Source organism: Streptomyces sp. NPDC037054 (genome assembly GCF_055606745.1).
Map to the genome: position 1 here is coordinate 16,960 of NZ_JBVJSJ010000015.1, position 16,656 is coordinate 33,615.

Genomic DNA, 16,656 nt, shown 5'->3' on the forward strand with positions numbered 1-16,656 from the left:
CGGACCCGCATCCTCTCCCAAACGGAGAGACCGAGAGACGAGGTACCCCCGCTCATGGGGCGAAGCAACACGCAGCGGGATCTCACCGCGCACACCACATCGATCCGGTGCACCCCCGAGCTCCTGGACGGCATGACCGCCCTGGTCTGGGACTTCGGCGACTACCACTCGCCCATCCGCACGGCCTGGCGGGATTTGGGGAGCACGGCCTCAAAGAACGCGAAATGGATCAAGGATGTCCAGGAATCCGACCCCTTCCTGGTCCCCTATTCCATCGCTGTCACCGTGCTCCAGCAGATCACCGATGGCTACGTCTACCTGGACAAGTACCTGGCCTTCATGGTGACGCTCAACCCCGTGGAACCCGACGCCCTCAGGACGGTCTTCACTTACCTGGAAGGCATCGTCCGCCGGATTCCTCTGGATGAGATCCCCTTCATGGATCCACCCACCTTGGCCCGACTGGTCGCGGACGTCGCTCCTGAGCGCCGAAGCCTGGCTGAGAACATCCTCCAAGAGGAAGACAGCAAGCCCGCCAGTCCGGACAGCTGGGCCTATGAGGCGGTGAAGTGGCACATCGCCAAGAAGCTGGCGGCAAAGCCCTTCCTCGACCGGGAAGTCGAGCCGGTCCGTGAGGCGTACGAGGCGACGAACGGCCAGGTGAAACACAGGACCGTCGGCTGGCAGCCCTCCGACAACGTCGCGGCCGTGCAGTACCGGCCCATCAGCAACGGTGACCTGATCGCCTGGGAACAGCCCATCGGCCCGGTCTTCGCCACCCTCGCCCACCCGGTCGACCTCGCGGAAGCGCTCAAGGCCCGTCCCGAGAACCCCACCCGCAGTCAAGTCCAGTACGCGCTGTCCCGCCTGTCGGTGAAGATGGCCACCTACACGGCCGAGCCGAACCCCGTCCTAAATCTTGACGCTCACATCCGGCGCATCAACAACACGGTGATCCACGCCAGCACCGTTCTCGTGGACCAGGGAACAGACCGGCCGATCATGTCTGTGTCCCTGGATGGGCGCGGTCTGCGGCAGACGAACAAGCATGCGCTGGAAATCCTGGCGAAGATGGACGCCGACCGGTCATCGCTCAACGCCATCGAGGAACGCGTCGCCGGTGAGCGCAGCCGCCTGAACGCCAGGGACGAAAATGGCAAGAGGATCGACATCCTGACTCCTCCTCCTGGCGCGGTCAGGCCGACCATGCCGAAGACGGACTCCTTCGCTGTCGGTACCGGCGCCGGCATCTACCATCTCTCCCTGCTGCGGGAACACATCCAGCGAGTCTTCGGTGACGCCGTCTCCCTGCTCGACCTGAAGTCGAAGGGGAATGTCTTCGGCAAGCGTTCCCACGAGCCCGCCACCGCTGCCCAGGAGAAAGAGAAGAAACAGAAGAAGCAGGATGGCGAATACGTCGATCTCATCGGCAAGCCCTCCCCGGAGGGTATTCGCCGTTCCATCGAAGCGGCCGGATACAAGAAACTCCGCATCCTGTGCCTGTGGTACCGCGACGTGACCCTCACGCGGATGATCCACGGTCTCGCCCACCCCTACGGGCTGGACCCGGAGGGCATCGATCCGGACCCTGGCGGAAAGAAGTCCTTCCCGCTCGCGGACGGCATCGAAGCTGTCTTCTGCAACGCCGAAGCCCTGCTGGAGCACGGCCCCGGCACTCAGCGCGCCACTGACGCCCAAAGGATCGCCGGCACCTTCGCAGAACCCGGCGTCCTCCTCGCCGCCTGGTGTGAAACAGAGATCCCGGTGCGCGGCGAGGAACACGAGGGCATGAAGCCCGCCGAAGTGAAGACCGCCCTGGCGGAGAACGACGCCAAGCACCAAGTCGTCCGGGAGCTCGCCAAGGCTGCAGTGCCGTCCCAATTCCTCGTCGGCCGCGAGTACGACCCGTTCACCAAGACCTTCACCATCATCAAGAGGCCCGCGAAAGCCTTCGAGGATCACCGCGTCTACATGGGTCTGCTGGACCTGTACCGTTCGTGCGGTGTCGTGGACGACCGCTTCGAGCGCGCCCTCTACCCCGGCGACGACCCCTACCCGCTGCCCCGCATGGCCTTCTGCGGCATCCACATCCGCAAGCAGGCCACGGACCGCAAGTACAAGGGCCAGCCCAAAAGGATCATCACTGCCAGCGTGATCATCCCCTCCTCTGAACCCGGCGGCCCGTGGCGCATGATCGGCTGGAGCAACATCCACCCGCAGTGGGAGCACTACGCCCTCGCACAGAGCAACTTCCACGCCGCCAACTACCCTCTTCACACTGAAAACGGCGACGGCGAAATCCAGCGCTGGGCACAGGCCGGTGAAGACGTCCGCACCGCCCTCCAAGAGCTCCACGACGAACTCGACGGCCTGCCCTACGCCTTGATGATCGACGGTCACGCCAGCCGCCGTGTATGGCCCGGCCTCCACAACAACAAGCAGGGCCTCGGAAAAGATCCCGGGGACCCGCGCCTCTGGCTCCCCGCAAGCGGACTGCCCCCGTCCTGGAATCCGGTCAGCATCATCCGCATGAACTGCGCGCAGGCGGAGATGCCCCGTCTGGTCGCCGTCACCGAGAAGCAGAAGAACGGCAAGACCGTCCCGCTCAAGACCTCCAGCGACCTCTACTACCCGGAAGCCCGGCCCGAAGGCCACCCCTGGTTCCTGTTCACCGAACCCCGCAACTACGGCAAGAAGCGCCATGGGCAGTGGAAGACCCGCTGGCGCGCCGACCCGGGGAAAGCATCGAAGAATGCCGACGAGCGCAAGGAGAACGAACTGAACGCACCCTGGTACAGCATGACCACCAGGGAGATCACCCCGATGCACACGCGGGACGGCTACGACCGAGAGATTCTCGCGGTTGCCGCGGCGCGGCTTTGTCACCAGGCGCTCTCCTGGTCAGACCGGACGCGATACCCGGCCCCGCTCCACGCCGCGCTTCAGATGGACCTTGGCCACCCCCAGTACCGACGCTCCGAGCCGAAGGACCCTGAGAGCATGGAAATCCTGAAGGAAGCCAGCGGCACCGACCTGTAGATACCGGGACGGCTCCGAGCCGTTCGGCGTGGCGGCCTCGAAGATGAGGCCGCCACGCCGAACGGCAGCAACGCTGGCCGCATTGCCCCTATGACGGGGCACCGCGATCTTCCGTCGATGGTTTGGACACCGCCTCCTGGTCGCGCTCTGAAGGCACACTGGCCAGTCGAGGGACTCGCCACATTCGCGAAGGCAAAGCCGTTCGGCGGGCTGAGCGAACGTGTGTGCCGTGTGGTCGGCCAGGCCCTACCACGCCCGGCATCCTTGCTCCCGGTGCTCCAGAGCCGGGAGTCCAAGCGTCAGTGCCCGTGCTGCCGGACGCCGCACTCTGTCATAGCCCCCTCCATGCGGAAGCCCCGTCGTGATGTTTCCGACGGGGCTTCGCCGTATCACCGGCGCTCTCACAAGTCTGTCACCAACTACACCGACTCCCCCGGACCGCGATGCCCTGACCTGCTACTACGCACCTGCCCTGGACTGACGTGGACGCCCATGGACGGTCTTTACAACCTGTGCCATGTGGTACCGCTGCCCACTCGCTAGCACCACGTACCACTCATCAAGATCCGGACCAGGTGCGGACCGAATCAGCCTGGCACTCGACGTTTCCACTCTTTGTCGCAGGTCAGGAGCGAGGTCAGGCGTGTACCACCAGCAGACGAAGAACCTGCTGGTGTCCTACTCGCCGAAGAAGCTGGGCTTCTTCTAGGCGGACGGGCCCGCGTAGCGTTCGGCGAGCGCGGTGGCCCGGTCGTGCAAGGCGGCGCGCAACGACTGCGGGGCGAGGGCTTCCGCGTCCGTGCCGAGCTGCCACAGCGCCCATTCGGCGTGCCGGAAGTCCTGGAACGTCACCTCCAGCCGCAGCCGGCCGTCCGCGTCGGGTTCCTCGGCGCGGACGGCCAGCGCGGTGTCCAGCAGTTCCTCCCGCCGTACCGGGTTCACCCGTATCCGCACGGTGATGTGGTCGCCGTCGGAGAGGAACCGCGTGGAGCGTTCCCTCCAGATCCGGTCGAGATCGACCCGGCCCGGTCGCTGTGCCGCTTCGGGAAGTTCCTCCGCGGCCAGTACCCGCGACAGCCGGTAGGTGCGGTCCTCGCCGGCCCTCGTGGCCAGCAGGTAGCCCCGGTCGCGCACCGTGACCAGGCCGATCGGGTCCACCGTGCGCCACCGCGGTGCCTGGCCCGATGCCGCGTAGTGGTTGCGCAGCTTGTGTCCGGCGAGCACGGCGCGCCGGACCTCGGCCATCGCGGTGCCGGAGACCTCCTCGGTGACCGGCCGGCGCGCGAGGAGGTCGGTCTCCGGGTCGACGAGAAATCGCTGAGCCGCGTCGCTCGCGGAGGTCCGGTGGCTGTCGGGCAGTGCGTCGACCACCTTCCGCATCGCCGAGGCCAGCGCCGAGCCGAGGCCGAACACCTGCTCGCCGCGCCCCGACCCCGCGGTCAGCAGGGCGAGGGCCTCGTCGTGGTTCAGTCCGGTGAGTTCGGTCCGGAATCCGGGCAGCAGCGCGAAACCGCCGTGCCTGCCGCGTTCGGTATAGACGGGAACACCGGCCGCGGACAGTGCCTCGATGTCGCGCAGCACGGTGCGGGTGGACACCTCCAGCTCACGGGCGAGCGCGCCGGCCGTCAGCCGACCGTGCCGGCGCAGCAGGAGCACCAGTGAGACCAGCCGATCGGCGCGCATACGAGGACCGTAGGGGAATACGTGACCGAGGGTGTCGTGATTCGCTGCGAGGCTCGTTGAAGGCGGCGTCGGATGCCGGCGGCGCCGAGCCGAAAGGCGTGCGTACCTCCGACGAGTCGACTGGAGCTGATGTGGCAGTGGAACGAACAGCGGTCAACCCCGTGCCGTGGTCGGTGGAGATGGGCTTCAACCAGGGTGAGGTCGTCTCCGGGCAGACACGGACGCTGTACATCTCGGGGCAGACCGCGATGAGCGGCGACGGCAGGCCCCGGCACGACGGCGACATGGCGGCGCAGTTGGCGCTGAGCATCGACAACCTGGAGGCCGTGCTCGGCGAGGCCGACATGTCTCTCGCCGACATCGTCCGGCTCAACGTCTATACAACCGACGTCGACCTGCTCCTCCGGCATTACGGCGTGCTGGCGGCACGGTTGGGCGCCGCCGGGGTGGCGCCGGCCTCCACGATGCTCGGGGTGACGCGACTGGCGGTCCCCGGCCAACTGGTCGAACTCGACGGCACCGCCGTCGCGTGACGGGCGAAGGGCGCCGCCCCGAGGGCCTTCAGGGCGGCGCCGCTTCGGCAGAACCACTCCGACGGGGCGCGGCTACTTCTCGGTCCGGTCCCAGGCTCCCAGCCAGCCCTCGTACGAGCGGACCAGAGCCAGCAGGGCGGCGCCGAGACGCCAGTCCGCGTCGGGCGCGTGGAGGAGCACGGCCTTGGAGTGAGCGTTGTATTCCAGCGGCGTCCTGTCGCCCTGGCGCCAGATGATCCGGGCGGGCGCGTGGGGAATGTCGCTCCCGCCGAGCGCGGTGGCGACGCCCACGAATATCGTCAGCGGGAACACTAGCCACCACACGCCCCACCAGGCGATCCGCCCCTTGTACCCCACCGCGTCGGCCTGACCGGGACCGCCGACGGTCCAGCGGACACGAAGGCCCCGCCTGAACCGGCGCCGGCGCACGATCGTGCCGATGAACTAGCCCTGCCCACCCACCACCTGATACGCCGTGGAGCCCTTCCCGGACGCGACGGTCGAGACGGTCGCGACCCGGGACGTGCGCTGCGCGTCCGCCCACAGGACGAAGGAACGCGTGCCGTCGCGCCTGGCCGCGAGATAGGCCTTTTCGCCACCGGGCGGCAACTCCCGCTCCACGTGGGCCACCTCGTGGTAGGGCCCCCGCTTGCCTTCCAGGAGGCCGATGGCGCGGGCCACCGGCGCCGGAGCGGCACCCCCGTCAAGGGTCGCGTAGCCCAGGGTCAGCGTGCGGCTCATCGAGTCCCCCGTCTCGTGCTTGCTGATACGCCGGAGGAACTCTACGACGCCGGTGGGACGGGTGAACCACTGGTCCGCGCTTCGCGGACCGCGGAGTGGCCGCTCGGCCGGGCAATCGGTTGCTCTCGGCGCGTGTTTCAGGTGTGGCGAACGAGGCAGGTGGCGCGACACCCGGCGCGCACCGTCAGGGCAGGGGGCGCCCGACCGGCCGAAGCCCGTCGGACGCCCCCCTTGGCTCACTCACTCAGCATGCCGTCACGGATACGACGTCACCGTCGACGGGACGGTCGAGGTGCCCGACGTCGGTGCGCCGGTGTCGTTGATGACGTGTTCGTACTGGCCGTTGCCGCTCAGGGAGACGACCAGGAGGCTGTGGAACTTGACGCCCGGCTTGACGGGGGCCTTGAAGCCGTGGTCCTGACGGATCGTCGGGTCCACGTTGTAGTAGCAGTAGCTGCCCATGCCCCAGCCCTCGTGGGTGTTCACCGAGTCGTCCACGCGGTAGGCGGCGTAGCCCTTCGTGGTGCCGTTCTGGATGGCGGCCTGGTTCGGGGCGTCGTAGGCCTTCTCGTTCTGGAAGAAGATGGTCTGGCCGCGTTCGCCGTACCACTCGACGTCGTACTTGTTGAAGTGCTCCACGAACAGGCCGGTGGCCAGGACGTCGTCGCCGTTGACGCGGACGCCGTAGTCGGCGCGGTTGGTCTCCCAGCCGACGCCCTCGCCGTGGTCGGCGCGCCACACCCAGGTGTGGTCGACGATCGTGTCGTCGCTGTTGACGACCAGGCTGGTGGTGGCCTTGCCGGGGCCCGCGCCGCCGATCCGGAAGTAGACGTCCTGGATGCTGGTCGGGTTGGCGGCGTGGTCGGCGGAGGCGTTCGCGGGGCCGATCTCCATCAGGGTCGGGGAGTTGACGGGGCCCGCGTCGACGAGGAAGCCCGCGAGCTTGACGCCGTCCACGTCGGCGACGCGCAGGGCGGTGACGCCGTTGTCGGGGATGATCGTGGCGAGGCCGAGCCCCAGCACGACGGTGTTGGCGCGGTTGACGTTGATGGTCTGGTCGACGTGGTAGATGCCCGGCGTGAACAGCAGGTGCAGCCCTTGCGCGAGCGCGGTGTTGATGGTGGCCGCGGTGGCGCCGGGCTTGACGACGTAGAAGCGGCTCAGCGGGATGGACTCGCCCTGCGGGGTGCCCGCCCAGCTCACGCCGCGCGCGTTGGTGCGCTTGGCCGGGACGAACACCTTGAACTCGCCGCCGTCCTGGTACAGGAACGGCTTCTCGCGGGAGACGGGCGTGGTGTCGAGCGTGGTGTAGCGGGGCTCCGGGAAGGAGTTGGCGGGCGCGCCCTCGACGCCCGAGAACGTCATGTTCCAGACGCTGTTGGTCCAGCCGCCGACGCTGCTGTCGCGGGTGTACCACTGCTGCTGCGAGTACGGTCCGACGGTGCCGTCCACCTTGGTGTCGGCGATGTAGCCGCCGCTGGCCCATCCGTAGCCCGCCGGGGCGAGGTTGAGGCCGCCCTTGACGTGCATGCGGCGGAAGGAGGCGGCCTGGGAGACCGCCCAGCGGTTGGTGCCGTTGACCGGGTTGAGCGCGAGGTTCTCGGCGGCCCGCCAGAAGTTCTGGGTGGCGTTGCCGTTGAACCAGCCCGCGTCCACGGTCACGTCACCATTGATGGTGGTGTCGTCGGGGCGCAGGCCGAGTCCGGCGATCTGGGTGTAGAAGCCGATCTGCGCGTTGAGGTTGTTGTACGTGCCCGGCTTGAAGAAGAACGCGTGGCGGCCGGTGCCGAACTGCGCGGACTCCTGCTGGCGGAAGACCGCGTCCAGCTTGCCCTGGATGTCGGGCGTGGCGGGGTCGATGATGTGCACGTTGGGGCCGAGGTCGCCGCCGCCGGGCAGCGTCGGGCCGCCGTCGCCGGTGGTGCCGTAGACCTGGAACTCCCAGAGGGAGTAGCCGTATTGGGTCGCTCGGGTCACGCCGTACATGCGGACGTAGCGGGCGTCGCCGGAGACGTTGACCGTCTCGGTGCCGCCGGCGCCGGTCGTCGTGGAATGGGCGGTGGTCCAGTCGGTGCCGTTGGCGGACAGTTCGATGCGGTAGCCCTTGGCGTAGGCGGCCTCCCAGCGCAGGACGACCTGCTGGACGGAGGCGGTGGCGCCGAGGTCGACGCGGATCCACTGGGGGTCGGAGAAGGCGCTCGACCAGCGGGTGGCGGTGTTGCCGTCGACGGCGTCGCCGGCGGGGGTTCCGGCGTGTTCCTGGCTGGAGGCCGTGACCGGCTTGCCCTGCGAGAGCAGCACCGGGGCGGCCTGCGCCGCGGACGCGGGAAGGAGGGCGAGCAGCGTGCCGAGGAGGGCGGCGACGACGACGCCGGCGATCCCCCTCCGGGCGGCGGGCACGGGGTGCGGTCTGCGCGGCGGTCTCGCCGCGGTGGGGCCGACTGCGGGCATGAAGGTGTCTCCTCGTAAGGGGAGTTGAGGGGATGCGCCAGGATGCGGGAGAGCGCTCTCCCGCACCATGCCCGCGCGCCGGGTGCCGGTCAAGAAGCCTGACACCACTTTTCTTCGGCCTTGACTTAAGTAGGGGTGGAATCGTGGCCGGGGCGAAGGACGCCGAGGCCCAGTCGCCCCCCTCTCAGCTGTCGAAGTCGACCGTGAGCGTGTCCGACGCCGGGAAGCTCTGGCACGTGAGGACGTAGCCCGCGTCGACCTCGGCCCGTTCCAGGGCGTAGTTGCGGCGCATGTCGGCCTTGCCGTCGGTGACGAGCGCCCGGCAGGTGCCGCAGACGCCGCCCTTGCAGGCGAACGGCAGGTCGGGACGGACCCGGGAGGCGGAGTCGAGGAGGGTGGACTCGCGCGACAGGGCGGAGGTGGTGGAGCGGCCGTCGAGGACGACGGTGACCTCGCTGACCGGGCCGTCGGCGCGGGGCTCCTCGTGGCGCACGGTGCGCACCGGTTCGTCGTCGGCGTAGAACAGCTCCTGGTGGACGCGCTCCTCGGGCACGCCGAGACCGGTGAGGACGTCGCGGGCGTCGCGGACCATGCCGTGCGGTCCGCAGAGCCACCAGTGGTCGGCGCCGCGCACGTCGACCAGTCCGTCCACGAGGGCGGCGAACCGGTCGGCGTCGAGGCGCCCGGACAGCAGGTCGGCCTCCCGCGGCTCGCGGGACAGCACGTGGGCGAGCTGGAACCGGGTCGGGTAGAGGTCCTTCAGGTCGGCGAGTTCGTCGGCGAACATCACCGTGTCGGTGCGGCGGTTGCCGTACAGCAGGGTGACCCGGGAGCGGTCGTCGGCGGTCAGGACGGACTCGGCGATGGACAGCATCGGCGTGATGCCGGAGCCGGCGGCGACCAGGACGTGGTGGCCGGGCGTGCCCAGGTCGGGCGTGAACGCGCCGATCGGCGCCATCACCTCGACGGCGTCGCCGGGGCGGACCTCGTGGACCAGCCAGGCGGAGAACAGGCCGCCGGGCACCTCCCGCACACCGATGCGCGGCGCCGAACCGGCGGGCGAGCAGATGGAGTACGAGCGCCGCTCGTCGCGTCCGTCCACCTGGCGCCGCAGGGTCAGCGACTGGCCCGGCGCGAAGGCGAACTCGTCGGCGAGTTCGGCGGGGATGTCGAAGCCGACGGCGACCGCGTCCGCGCACAGCCGCTGGACGGTGGCCACGCGCAGGGTGTGGAAGGCCGGGCGGCGGCGCACGCGGGGCGCGGCGGCCGTGGTGGGGGCCAGCACGTCCTCCATCAGATCTCCTTGACGTACTCGAAGGGTTCGCGGCAGGCCAGGCAGCGCCAGAGCGCCTTGCAGGAGGTGGCGCCGAAGCGGGACGTCTCCTCGGTGTCCGCCGAGCCGCAGCGCGGGCAGGGCACGGTGCGCCGGGTGGCGGAGAGCACCAGCGGCACCGGTCCGGGCGCCGGGCGCGGGGCGGGTCCTGGCGGGGCGATGCCGTGCTCGGCGAGCTTGCGGCGGCCCTCCGGAGTGATCCAGTCCGTCGTCCACGGCGGGTCCAGGACCGTGCGGACCCGGACCCGCTCGTATCCGGCGGCCCGCAGCCGCGCGGCGACGTCGGCACGCATCTCGGACATGGCCGGGCAGCCGGAATAGGTCGGGGTGAGGTCGGCGACGACCGTGCCGTCGGCCTCGACGCGCACGTCCCTGAGCACGCCGAGGTCGGCGAGCGTCAGCATCGGCAGCTCGGGGTCCGGGACCCGCTCGGCGACGCGGCGGGCGCGGCGTGCGTCGGTCAGGGTGGTCACCATGTCGCCTCCGGGTGGGCGCGGGCCACGCTCTGCAGCTCGGCCAGCAGCGGGGCCAGGTGCTCGGTGTGCGTGCCGTCGCGTCCGGAGCCGGGCAGCGCCGCCGCCTCGGGCAGGGTGAGCCCCGCGGCCTCGCTGACCTGTTCCAGGACGGCGACGACCTCCTCGCGGGCGTCGTACGCGGCGAACAACTCGCCGAGGTGGGGGGCGACTCGCTCCAGCCCGGCCGTCATGCGCCGGTGGGACTCGTCGGTGCCGTCGCCGAGCCGCACGACCCACTCCGCGGCGTACTGCCGGTGGTACGTCAGCTCCTTGACGCCCTTGGCGGCGACGGCGGCGAGCACCGGGTCGGCCGCGGTGGCGGCGAGGTGCTGGAAGTGCGCGAGCCGCCAACTGGAGAGCACCAGCAGCCGGGCCACGGAGAACGCGAAGTCGCCGTTGGGCAGTTCGGCGAGACGGACGTTGCGGAAGTCGTCCGCGTCGCGGAAGTAGGCGTAGGCGTCCTCGCCGCGCCCGGTGCCGTCGACCTGGCCGCAGCGCGCGTACAGCAGGCGGGCCTGGCCGAGCAGGTCGAGGCCGATGTTGGCGAGCGCGACCTCCTCCTCCAGCTCGGGGGCGCGGGTCGTCCACTCGGCCAGGCGCTGCGCGCAGACGAGGGCGTCGTCGCCAAGGGCGAGGCAGGCGGCGGCGAGTTCGACGGTGTCCACGCCGTCGGGCACGGCGGTGCTCACGCCGTGCAGGGGGTCCTCGAAGCCGGTCCCGAAGGCCCAGCGCGCGTCGCCCCCGTCCTCGTCGTGGGCCTCGGCGAGGGACAGGTAGACGTGATCGTCGCTCATGCCCGGCTCCTAGATGTGGGGGACGTCGTCGGGGATGTCGTAGAAGGTGGGGTGCCGGTACACCTTGTCGGCGGCGGGTGCGAAGAACGGGTCCTTCTCGTCGCGCGTGGAGGCCGCGATGTGCTGCGAGCGCACCACCCAGATGCTGACGCCCTCGTTGCGCCGGGTGTACAGGTCCCGGGCGTGGGTCAGGGCCATCCGGTCGTCGGCCGCGTGCAGGGAACCGACGTGGACGTGGTTCAGCCCGCGCTTGCCGCGCACGAACACCTCGTACAGCGGCCAGTCGGCCTGGGACACCTGCGGCTCCCGGGCTGCCTGGGATCCACGCGACGCCTGCGATGCCTGTGGTGCCTGTGGTGCCTGCGACTCGCTCATGCGACGGCTTCCTTCCGTGCCCGGGCGGCCTGCTTGGCGGCGTGCGCGGCGGCGGCCTCGCGCACCCAGGCGCCCTCTTCGTGTGCGGTGCGGCGACGGTCCACGCGCTGCGCGTTGCAGGGCCCGTCGCCGGAGATGACGCGCGTCAGCTCGTCCCAGTCGGGGGTGCCGAAGTCGTGACGGCCGCGCTCCTCGTTCCAGCGCAGCTCGGGGTCCGGCAGGGTCACGCCGAGCTTCTCCGCCTGCGGGACGGTCATGTCGACGAAGCGCTGGCGCAGCTCGTCGTTGCTGTGCCGCTTGATCTTCCAGGCCATGGAGGCGGCCGAGTTGGGGGAGTTCCCGTCGGGCGGCCCGAACATCATCAGCGACGGCCACCACCAGCGGTTCACCGCGTCCTGCACCATCTCGCGCTGGGCTTCGGTGCCGCGCATCATCGTCATCAGCAGTTCGTAGCCCTGCCGCTGGTGGAAGGACTCCTCCTTGCAGATGCGGACCATGGCGCGCGCGTACGGCCCGTAGGAGCTGCGGCACAGCGGCACCTGGTTGCAGATCGCGGCGCCGTCCACGAACCAGCCGATGACACCGACGTCGGCGAAGGTCGGTGTCGGGTAGTTGAAGATCGACGAGTACTTCTGGCGGCCCTCGATCAGGCGGCGCGTGAGGTCCGCGCGGTCCGCGCCGAGCGTCTCGGCCGCCGAGTACAGGTACAGCCCGTGGCCGGCCTCGTCCTGGACCTTGGCGAACAGGATCGCCTTGCGGCGCAGCGACGGGGCGCGCGTGATCCACTCCCCCTCCGGCTGCATGCCGATGATCTCGGAGTGGGCGTGCTGCGCGATCTGCCGGATCAGCGTCTTCCGGTAGCCCTCCGGCATCCAGTCGCGCGGCTCGACGCGCTGGTCGCGCGCGATGGTGCGGTCGAAATGCTCCTGGAGCTCCGGCGGAGCCTCGTCCTCCGTGGAGGAACGGGTGTGCGCTGCGGTCATCCGTACCACCTAACCCTACCGACCATTCGTTCGGTCCATGATATGCCGACAACCCCGGTCGACGGCAACAGCCCGTCCGGGCCCGTCCGGGCCCTTGACAGGCGCCGCACCCGGCGGATTTCCTGACTGCGCCGCACGATAACCGAATGTTCGGTCGGTAAACAGGTGGACGGTGGTGGTGAACCGGTGGTGGACGCAGTGACGCGGGCGACGAGGGACGCGACACCGGGGCCAGGGCCGGGATCGGGGCCGGGATCGGGGCCGGGGCCGGGACCGGTCGAGCGGATGCTCGCCGCGGACGAGGCGTCCCGGAGCCTCGGCATCGAACTGCTGGAGCACGGCGAGGGGACGGCCGTGCTGCGCATGACCGTCACCGCCGCGATGGTCAACGGCCACCGGATCGCCCACGGCGGGTTCGTCTTCCTGTTGGCCGACAGCGCCTTCGCCTGCGCCTGCAACAGCCACGGTCCCGTGACCGTGGCGGCCGGGGCCGACATCGACTTCGTCGCGCCCGCGTACGAGGGCGACGTCCTGGTGGCCACGGCCCGGGAGCGGACCCGGTTCGGCCGCAGCGGCATCTACGACGTGACGGTCGTACGCGGTGACACGGTCGTCGCGGAGTTCCGCGGCCGAAGCCGCAGCATCAGGAGCACGGAACGCCAGGAGTCGTCATGATCAGCGAACCGACCCCGACGCCCGCCACGCCCCGCCGCGGAGAGCCGCTGCCCGAGCGGCTGCTGGACGAGGCCGAGCGCCTGACCCGCGAGGAGGTGCGGGACCTCCAGCTCCGGCGGCTGCGGGCGACACTGCGGCACGCCTACGACAACGTGGAGCTGTACCGCAAGAAGTTCGACGAGGCCGGTGTCGCGCCCGAGGACTGCCGCACCCTGGAGGACCTGGCGCGGTTCCCCTTCACCACCAAGGCGGACCTGCGCGACACCTACCCCTTCGGCATGTTCGCCGTCCCCATGGAGGACGTGCGCCGCGTCCACGCCTCCAGCGGCACCACCGGACGGCCCACCGTGGTCGGCTACACCGAGCGGGACCTGTCCGAGTGGGCGGATCTGGTGGCCCGTTCGATCCGCGCGGCGGGCGGGCGGCCCGGCCACAAGGTCCATGTCAGCTACGGCTACGGCCTGTTCACCGGCGGACTCGGCGCGCACTACGGCGCCGAACGCGCGGGCTGCACGGTGATCCCCGCCTCCGGCGGCATGACCGCGCGCCAGGTGCAGATCATCCAGGACTTCCGGCCCGAGATCATCATGGTCACGCCGTCCTACATGCTCACCCTGCTCGACGAGTTCGAGCGGCAGGGCGTCGACCCGCGCTCCACCTCGCTGCGCGTCGGCATATTCGGCGCGGAGCCGTGGACGGAGGAGATGCGGCGTGAGATCGAGGACCGCATGGACATCCACGCCGTCGACATCTACGGGCTGTCCGAGGTGATGGGCCCGGGTGTCGCCCAGGAGTGCGTGGAGACCAAGGACGGTCTGCACGTGTGGGAGGACCACTTCCTGCCCGAGATCGTCGATCCCGTCACGGACGAGATCATGGCCGACGGCGACAGCGGCGAACTCGTCTTCACGACGCTCACCAAGGAGGCGCTGCCGGTCGTCCGCTACCGCACGCGTGATCTGACCCGGCTCCTGCCCGGCACGGCGCGGCCCGGCTTCCGGCGCATCGAGAAGATCACCGGCCGCTGCGACGACATGATCATCCTGCGCGGGGTGAACGTCTTCCCCAGCCAGATCGAGGAGATCGTGCTGCGCACGCCCGGCGTCGCCCCGCATTTCCAGATCCGGCTGACCCGGCGGGGCCGCATGGACCACATGACGGTCCAGGTGGAGGCCAGGCCGGACGCCGCCCCCGCCGACCGGGAGGCGGCGGCCCTCGCCGTCGCCCGGGGCGTCAAGGACGGCGTCGGTGTGAGCGTCGAGGTCACGGTCGTCGACCCGGAGACCCTGGAACGCTCGGTGGGCAAACTCCGCCGGGTGAAGGACCTCCGCGGGGAGGGCGACGGGGGGCCGGGCGAGGGGTGACGGGGCCGGGGCCCGATCCGGCTCCGGGGCCGTCGCCGGGACGAGCGGGCCCCGGCGCGTGAGGCGTTCACCCGGGCCGGCCCGCAGACCGCGCGGTCACCGGGGACGGCGGGCCCGCTGACCGCACGGCCCCCATGCCGACGGCCCCGCAGACCGCGCGGTCCCCCATGCCGACGGACCCGCAGACCGCGCAGGCACGGTGTGCTGTCGGTGTGCTGTCGGCGTGCCGTGGGCACGCGGGGCGGTGATCCGCCCTCGGCGGGGAAGGATCACCCCCAGCGGCTCCTGACGCGCCGCCCCGGGCCGAGCCCCGGGCCGAGCCGAACCCCCGGTCCGGGCCGAGCCCCGGTCGGAGTCGAACCCCCGGTCCGGGCCGAGCCCCGGTCGGAGTCGAACTCCCGGTCGGTGTCGAGCCCTGGTCGGCCCGTCCCGCACGCCCCGCCCGTCCGCACGCCCGGAAGGACCCCCATGACGCACCGCACTCCGCCGCCCGGTGGCCCTGCGCACCCGGTCGTGCGTACGGTCCACGGGCCCGTCCGCGGGGAGCGCCGGGCCACCGGGGTGCGGTTCCTCGGCCTGCCGTACGCCCGGCCGCCGGTCGGCCCGCTGCGGTTCGCGGCGCCCGTGCCGCCGGAGCCCTGGACGGAGGTGCGGGACGCGACGGCGTACGGGCCGACCGCGCAGCGGCGGCCGTTCGCGGAGGTCACGACGATCCCGGAGCCGACCGTCCCGGGCCCGGACATCCTCAACCTCAACGTGTTCACGCCCGACCCCTCCCCCGGCGCCGGTCTGCCCGTCCTGGTGTGGATCCACGGCGGCGGCTTCGTCGCCGGGTCGGCGGCGAGTCCGTGGTACGACGGCGCCGCCTTCAACCGGGACGGCGTCGTGGTCGTGACGGTCGGCTACCGGCTCGGTGTCGAGGGCTTCCTGAGCCTGCCGGACGCGCCGGACAACCGGGGCGTACGGGACTGGATCGCCGCCCTGGAGTGGGTGCGCGACAACATCGCGGCCTTCGGGGGCGACCCGGCCAAGGTCACCGTGGCCGGCCAGTCGGCGGGCGGCGGCGCCGTGCTGACGCTGCTGGCGACGCCGTCCGCCAGGGGCCTGTTCCGGGCGGGCGTCTCCGCGTCCGGCGCCGTGATGCGCCCGCAGGGGCGGGACGTGGCCGGCGCGGTGCGGCGCCTGTTCACCGACCTCACCGGCGTCCCGGCGACGGCCGCCGCGCTGCGGGACCTCACCGACGCCGAACTCCTCGCCCACCAGGACCGGTTGAACGCACCCGGTCCGGAACGCACCGCGCTCCCCATGCTGGCCCTCGCTCCCTTCGCGGACGGCGAGCTCGTCCCGGGCCCGGTACCGGAGGCGCTCGTCACGGGCGACGCGGGGGCGGACGTCCCACTGCTGCTGGGCTGCACCGCCCACGAGTTCAACGGCATCCCGCAACCCGACACCACGCCCGACGACGTCCGGGTGATGCTCACCGCGCACGGCCTCGACGAGACGCACGTCCGGCGGTTCCTGGACACCTACGACGGCGGCCCCGGCGACCTGCTGAACCAGGCCGTCACGGACACCACGTTCCGGTTCCCCGCCGTCGCCGTCGCCGAGGCCCGCGCCCGGCGCGAACGGCCCACGTGGCTCTACGAGTTCCGGTGGCCGTCCACCGCCCCCGCGTTCACCGGTCTCGCGCACCACTGCACGGACCTGCCCTTCGCCTTCGACCTGCTCGGCGCCGAGGGCGTCGCTCCCGTCCTCGGCACGCGCCCGCCCCAGCACGTCGCCGACGCCGTGCACGGCGCCTGGGTGGCGTTCGTACGGGACCTCGACCCCGGCGCCGACTGGCCGCGCCACACCACCCGGGACCGTGCGACCCGGATCTGGGACGACGTGCCCCGCACCGAGAGCGACCCGCTGCGCCCGCTGCGGGAGATCTGGTCACCCCTGCTGCCCACCCCGGCGAACCTCCCCGAAAACTGAGCCGCATCGGCGATCCGGAACTGAACTCCAGCTAAACTTAACCGGTTTGGCCAGAGCGGTTGTCCCGCCCTCATTCTCGCTCTAGCCTCTCTCCCAGTCGCCGATCGGAACGCGCACGACGACCGCCCCTTCGCTTTACCAGGCATGAACGGCGGATTTCTTTCGGCGAATTGTCGTCCCGCTGTCCCGGGTG

The 16,656-nt window shown here is 70.8% G+C and carries 14 protein-coding genes; 5 read left to right on the forward strand and 9 right to left on the reverse strand.

Annotated elements, in window-relative coordinates; all coding sequences use genetic code 11:
- The first annotated feature begins 54 nt into the window (after window positions 1-54).
- On the forward strand, window positions 55-3,039 hold the full coding sequence (locus tag ACZ7D7_RS29415; protein ID WP_470828220.1) for an RNaseH domain-containing protein: 2,985 nt from the start codon (window positions 55-57) through the stop codon (window positions 3,037-3,039).
- A 705-nt stretch (window positions 3,040-3,744) separates the two neighbouring features.
- Here the strand turns inward: ACZ7D7_RS29415 and ACZ7D7_RS29420 are convergent.
- Window positions 3,745-4,722: a helix-turn-helix transcriptional regulator gene (locus ACZ7D7_RS29420; protein ID WP_470828221.1), complete on the reverse strand. Its 978-nt coding sequence runs from the start codon at window positions 4,720-4,722 to the stop codon at window positions 3,745-3,747.
- A 137-nt stretch (window positions 4,723-4,859) separates the two neighbouring features.
- Between ACZ7D7_RS29420 and ACZ7D7_RS29425 the strand changes: the two genes are divergently transcribed.
- Entirely contained in the window at window positions 4,860-5,255 is a 396-nt protein-coding gene (locus tag ACZ7D7_RS29425; protein WP_470828222.1) for a RidA family protein, read from the forward strand.
- A gap of 72 nt (window positions 5,256-5,327) precedes the next feature.
- Here ACZ7D7_RS29425 and ACZ7D7_RS29430 read toward each other — a convergent pair whose 3' ends face one another.
- From ACZ7D7_RS29430 to paaA, 8 genes are all read right to left on the reverse strand, one after another.
- Window positions 5,328-5,612: a hypothetical protein gene (locus tag ACZ7D7_RS29430; protein WP_470828223.1), complete on the reverse strand. Its 285-nt coding sequence runs from the start codon at window positions 5,610-5,612 to the stop codon at window positions 5,328-5,330.
- Between the two features lie 87 nt (window positions 5,613-5,699).
- On the reverse strand, window positions 5,700-5,996 hold the full coding sequence (locus ACZ7D7_RS29435; protein WP_470828224.1) for a hypothetical protein: 297 nt from the start codon (window positions 5,994-5,996) through the stop codon (window positions 5,700-5,702).
- A gap of 255 nt (window positions 5,997-6,251) precedes the next feature.
- Window positions 6,252-8,447, reverse strand: a complete 2,196-nt coding sequence (locus ACZ7D7_RS29440) for a galactose-binding domain-containing protein (RefSeq protein ID WP_470828226.1) — start codon at window positions 8,445-8,447, stop codon at window positions 6,252-6,254.
- A gap of 184 nt (window positions 8,448-8,631) precedes the next feature.
- Window positions 8,632-9,741 (reverse strand): 1,2-phenylacetyl-CoA epoxidase subunit PaaE, encoded by a 1,110-nt coding sequence (gene paaE / locus ACZ7D7_RS29445; RefSeq protein ID WP_470828227.1) that lies wholly within the window; start codon window positions 9,739-9,741, stop codon window positions 8,632-8,634.
- Window positions 9,741-10,256 (reverse strand): 1,2-phenylacetyl-CoA epoxidase subunit PaaD, encoded by a 516-nt coding sequence (gene paaD / locus ACZ7D7_RS29450; protein WP_470828229.1) that lies wholly within the window; start codon window positions 10,254-10,256, stop codon window positions 9,741-9,743. The genes paaE and paaD overlap by 1 nt, the downstream gene beginning before the upstream one ends.
- Window positions 10,250-11,089: a 1,2-phenylacetyl-CoA epoxidase subunit PaaC gene (gene paaC / locus ACZ7D7_RS29455; RefSeq protein WP_470828230.1), complete on the reverse strand. Its 840-nt coding sequence runs from the start codon at window positions 11,087-11,089 to the stop codon at window positions 10,250-10,252. The genes paaD and paaC overlap by 7 nt, the downstream gene beginning before the upstream one ends.
- 9 nt (window positions 11,090-11,098) lie before the next feature.
- Complete coding sequence (gene paaB, locus ACZ7D7_RS29460) at window positions 11,099-11,386, reverse strand: 1,2-phenylacetyl-CoA epoxidase subunit PaaB (protein ID WP_470828474.1); 288 nt, start codon at window positions 11,384-11,386, stop codon at window positions 11,099-11,101.
- 74 nt (window positions 11,387-11,460) lie between these two features.
- Window positions 11,461-12,447 carry a 1,2-phenylacetyl-CoA epoxidase subunit PaaA gene (paaA, locus tag ACZ7D7_RS29465; protein WP_470828231.1) on the reverse strand — a complete coding sequence of 329 codons (987 nt, stop codon included), beginning with the start codon at window positions 12,445-12,447 and terminating at the stop codon, window positions 11,461-11,463.
- A 285-nt stretch (window positions 12,448-12,732) separates the two neighbouring features.
- On the opposite strand from paaA, the gene paaI reads away from it, so the two are divergent.
- The 3 genes from paaI to ACZ7D7_RS29480 all read left to right on the forward strand — a co-directional run bounded on the left by paaI (window position 12,733) and on the right by ACZ7D7_RS29480 (window position 16,463).
- Window positions 12,733-13,122: a hydroxyphenylacetyl-CoA thioesterase PaaI gene (gene paaI, locus ACZ7D7_RS29470; RefSeq protein WP_470828233.1), complete on the forward strand. Its 390-nt coding sequence runs from the start codon at window positions 12,733-12,735 to the stop codon at window positions 13,120-13,122.
- Entirely contained in the window at window positions 13,119-14,486 is a 1,368-nt protein-coding gene (paaK, locus tag ACZ7D7_RS29475) for a phenylacetate--CoA ligase PaaK (RefSeq protein WP_470828234.1), read from the forward strand. Before paaI ends, paaK begins: the two co-directional genes overlap by 4 nt.
- Window positions 14,487-14,954: 468 nt before the next feature.
- Window positions 14,955-16,463, forward strand: coding sequence for a carboxylesterase/lipase family protein (locus tag ACZ7D7_RS29480; protein WP_470828236.1), 1,509 nt, complete (start codon window positions 14,955-14,957; stop codon window positions 16,461-16,463).
- Window positions 16,464-16,656 lie beyond the last annotated feature (193 nt).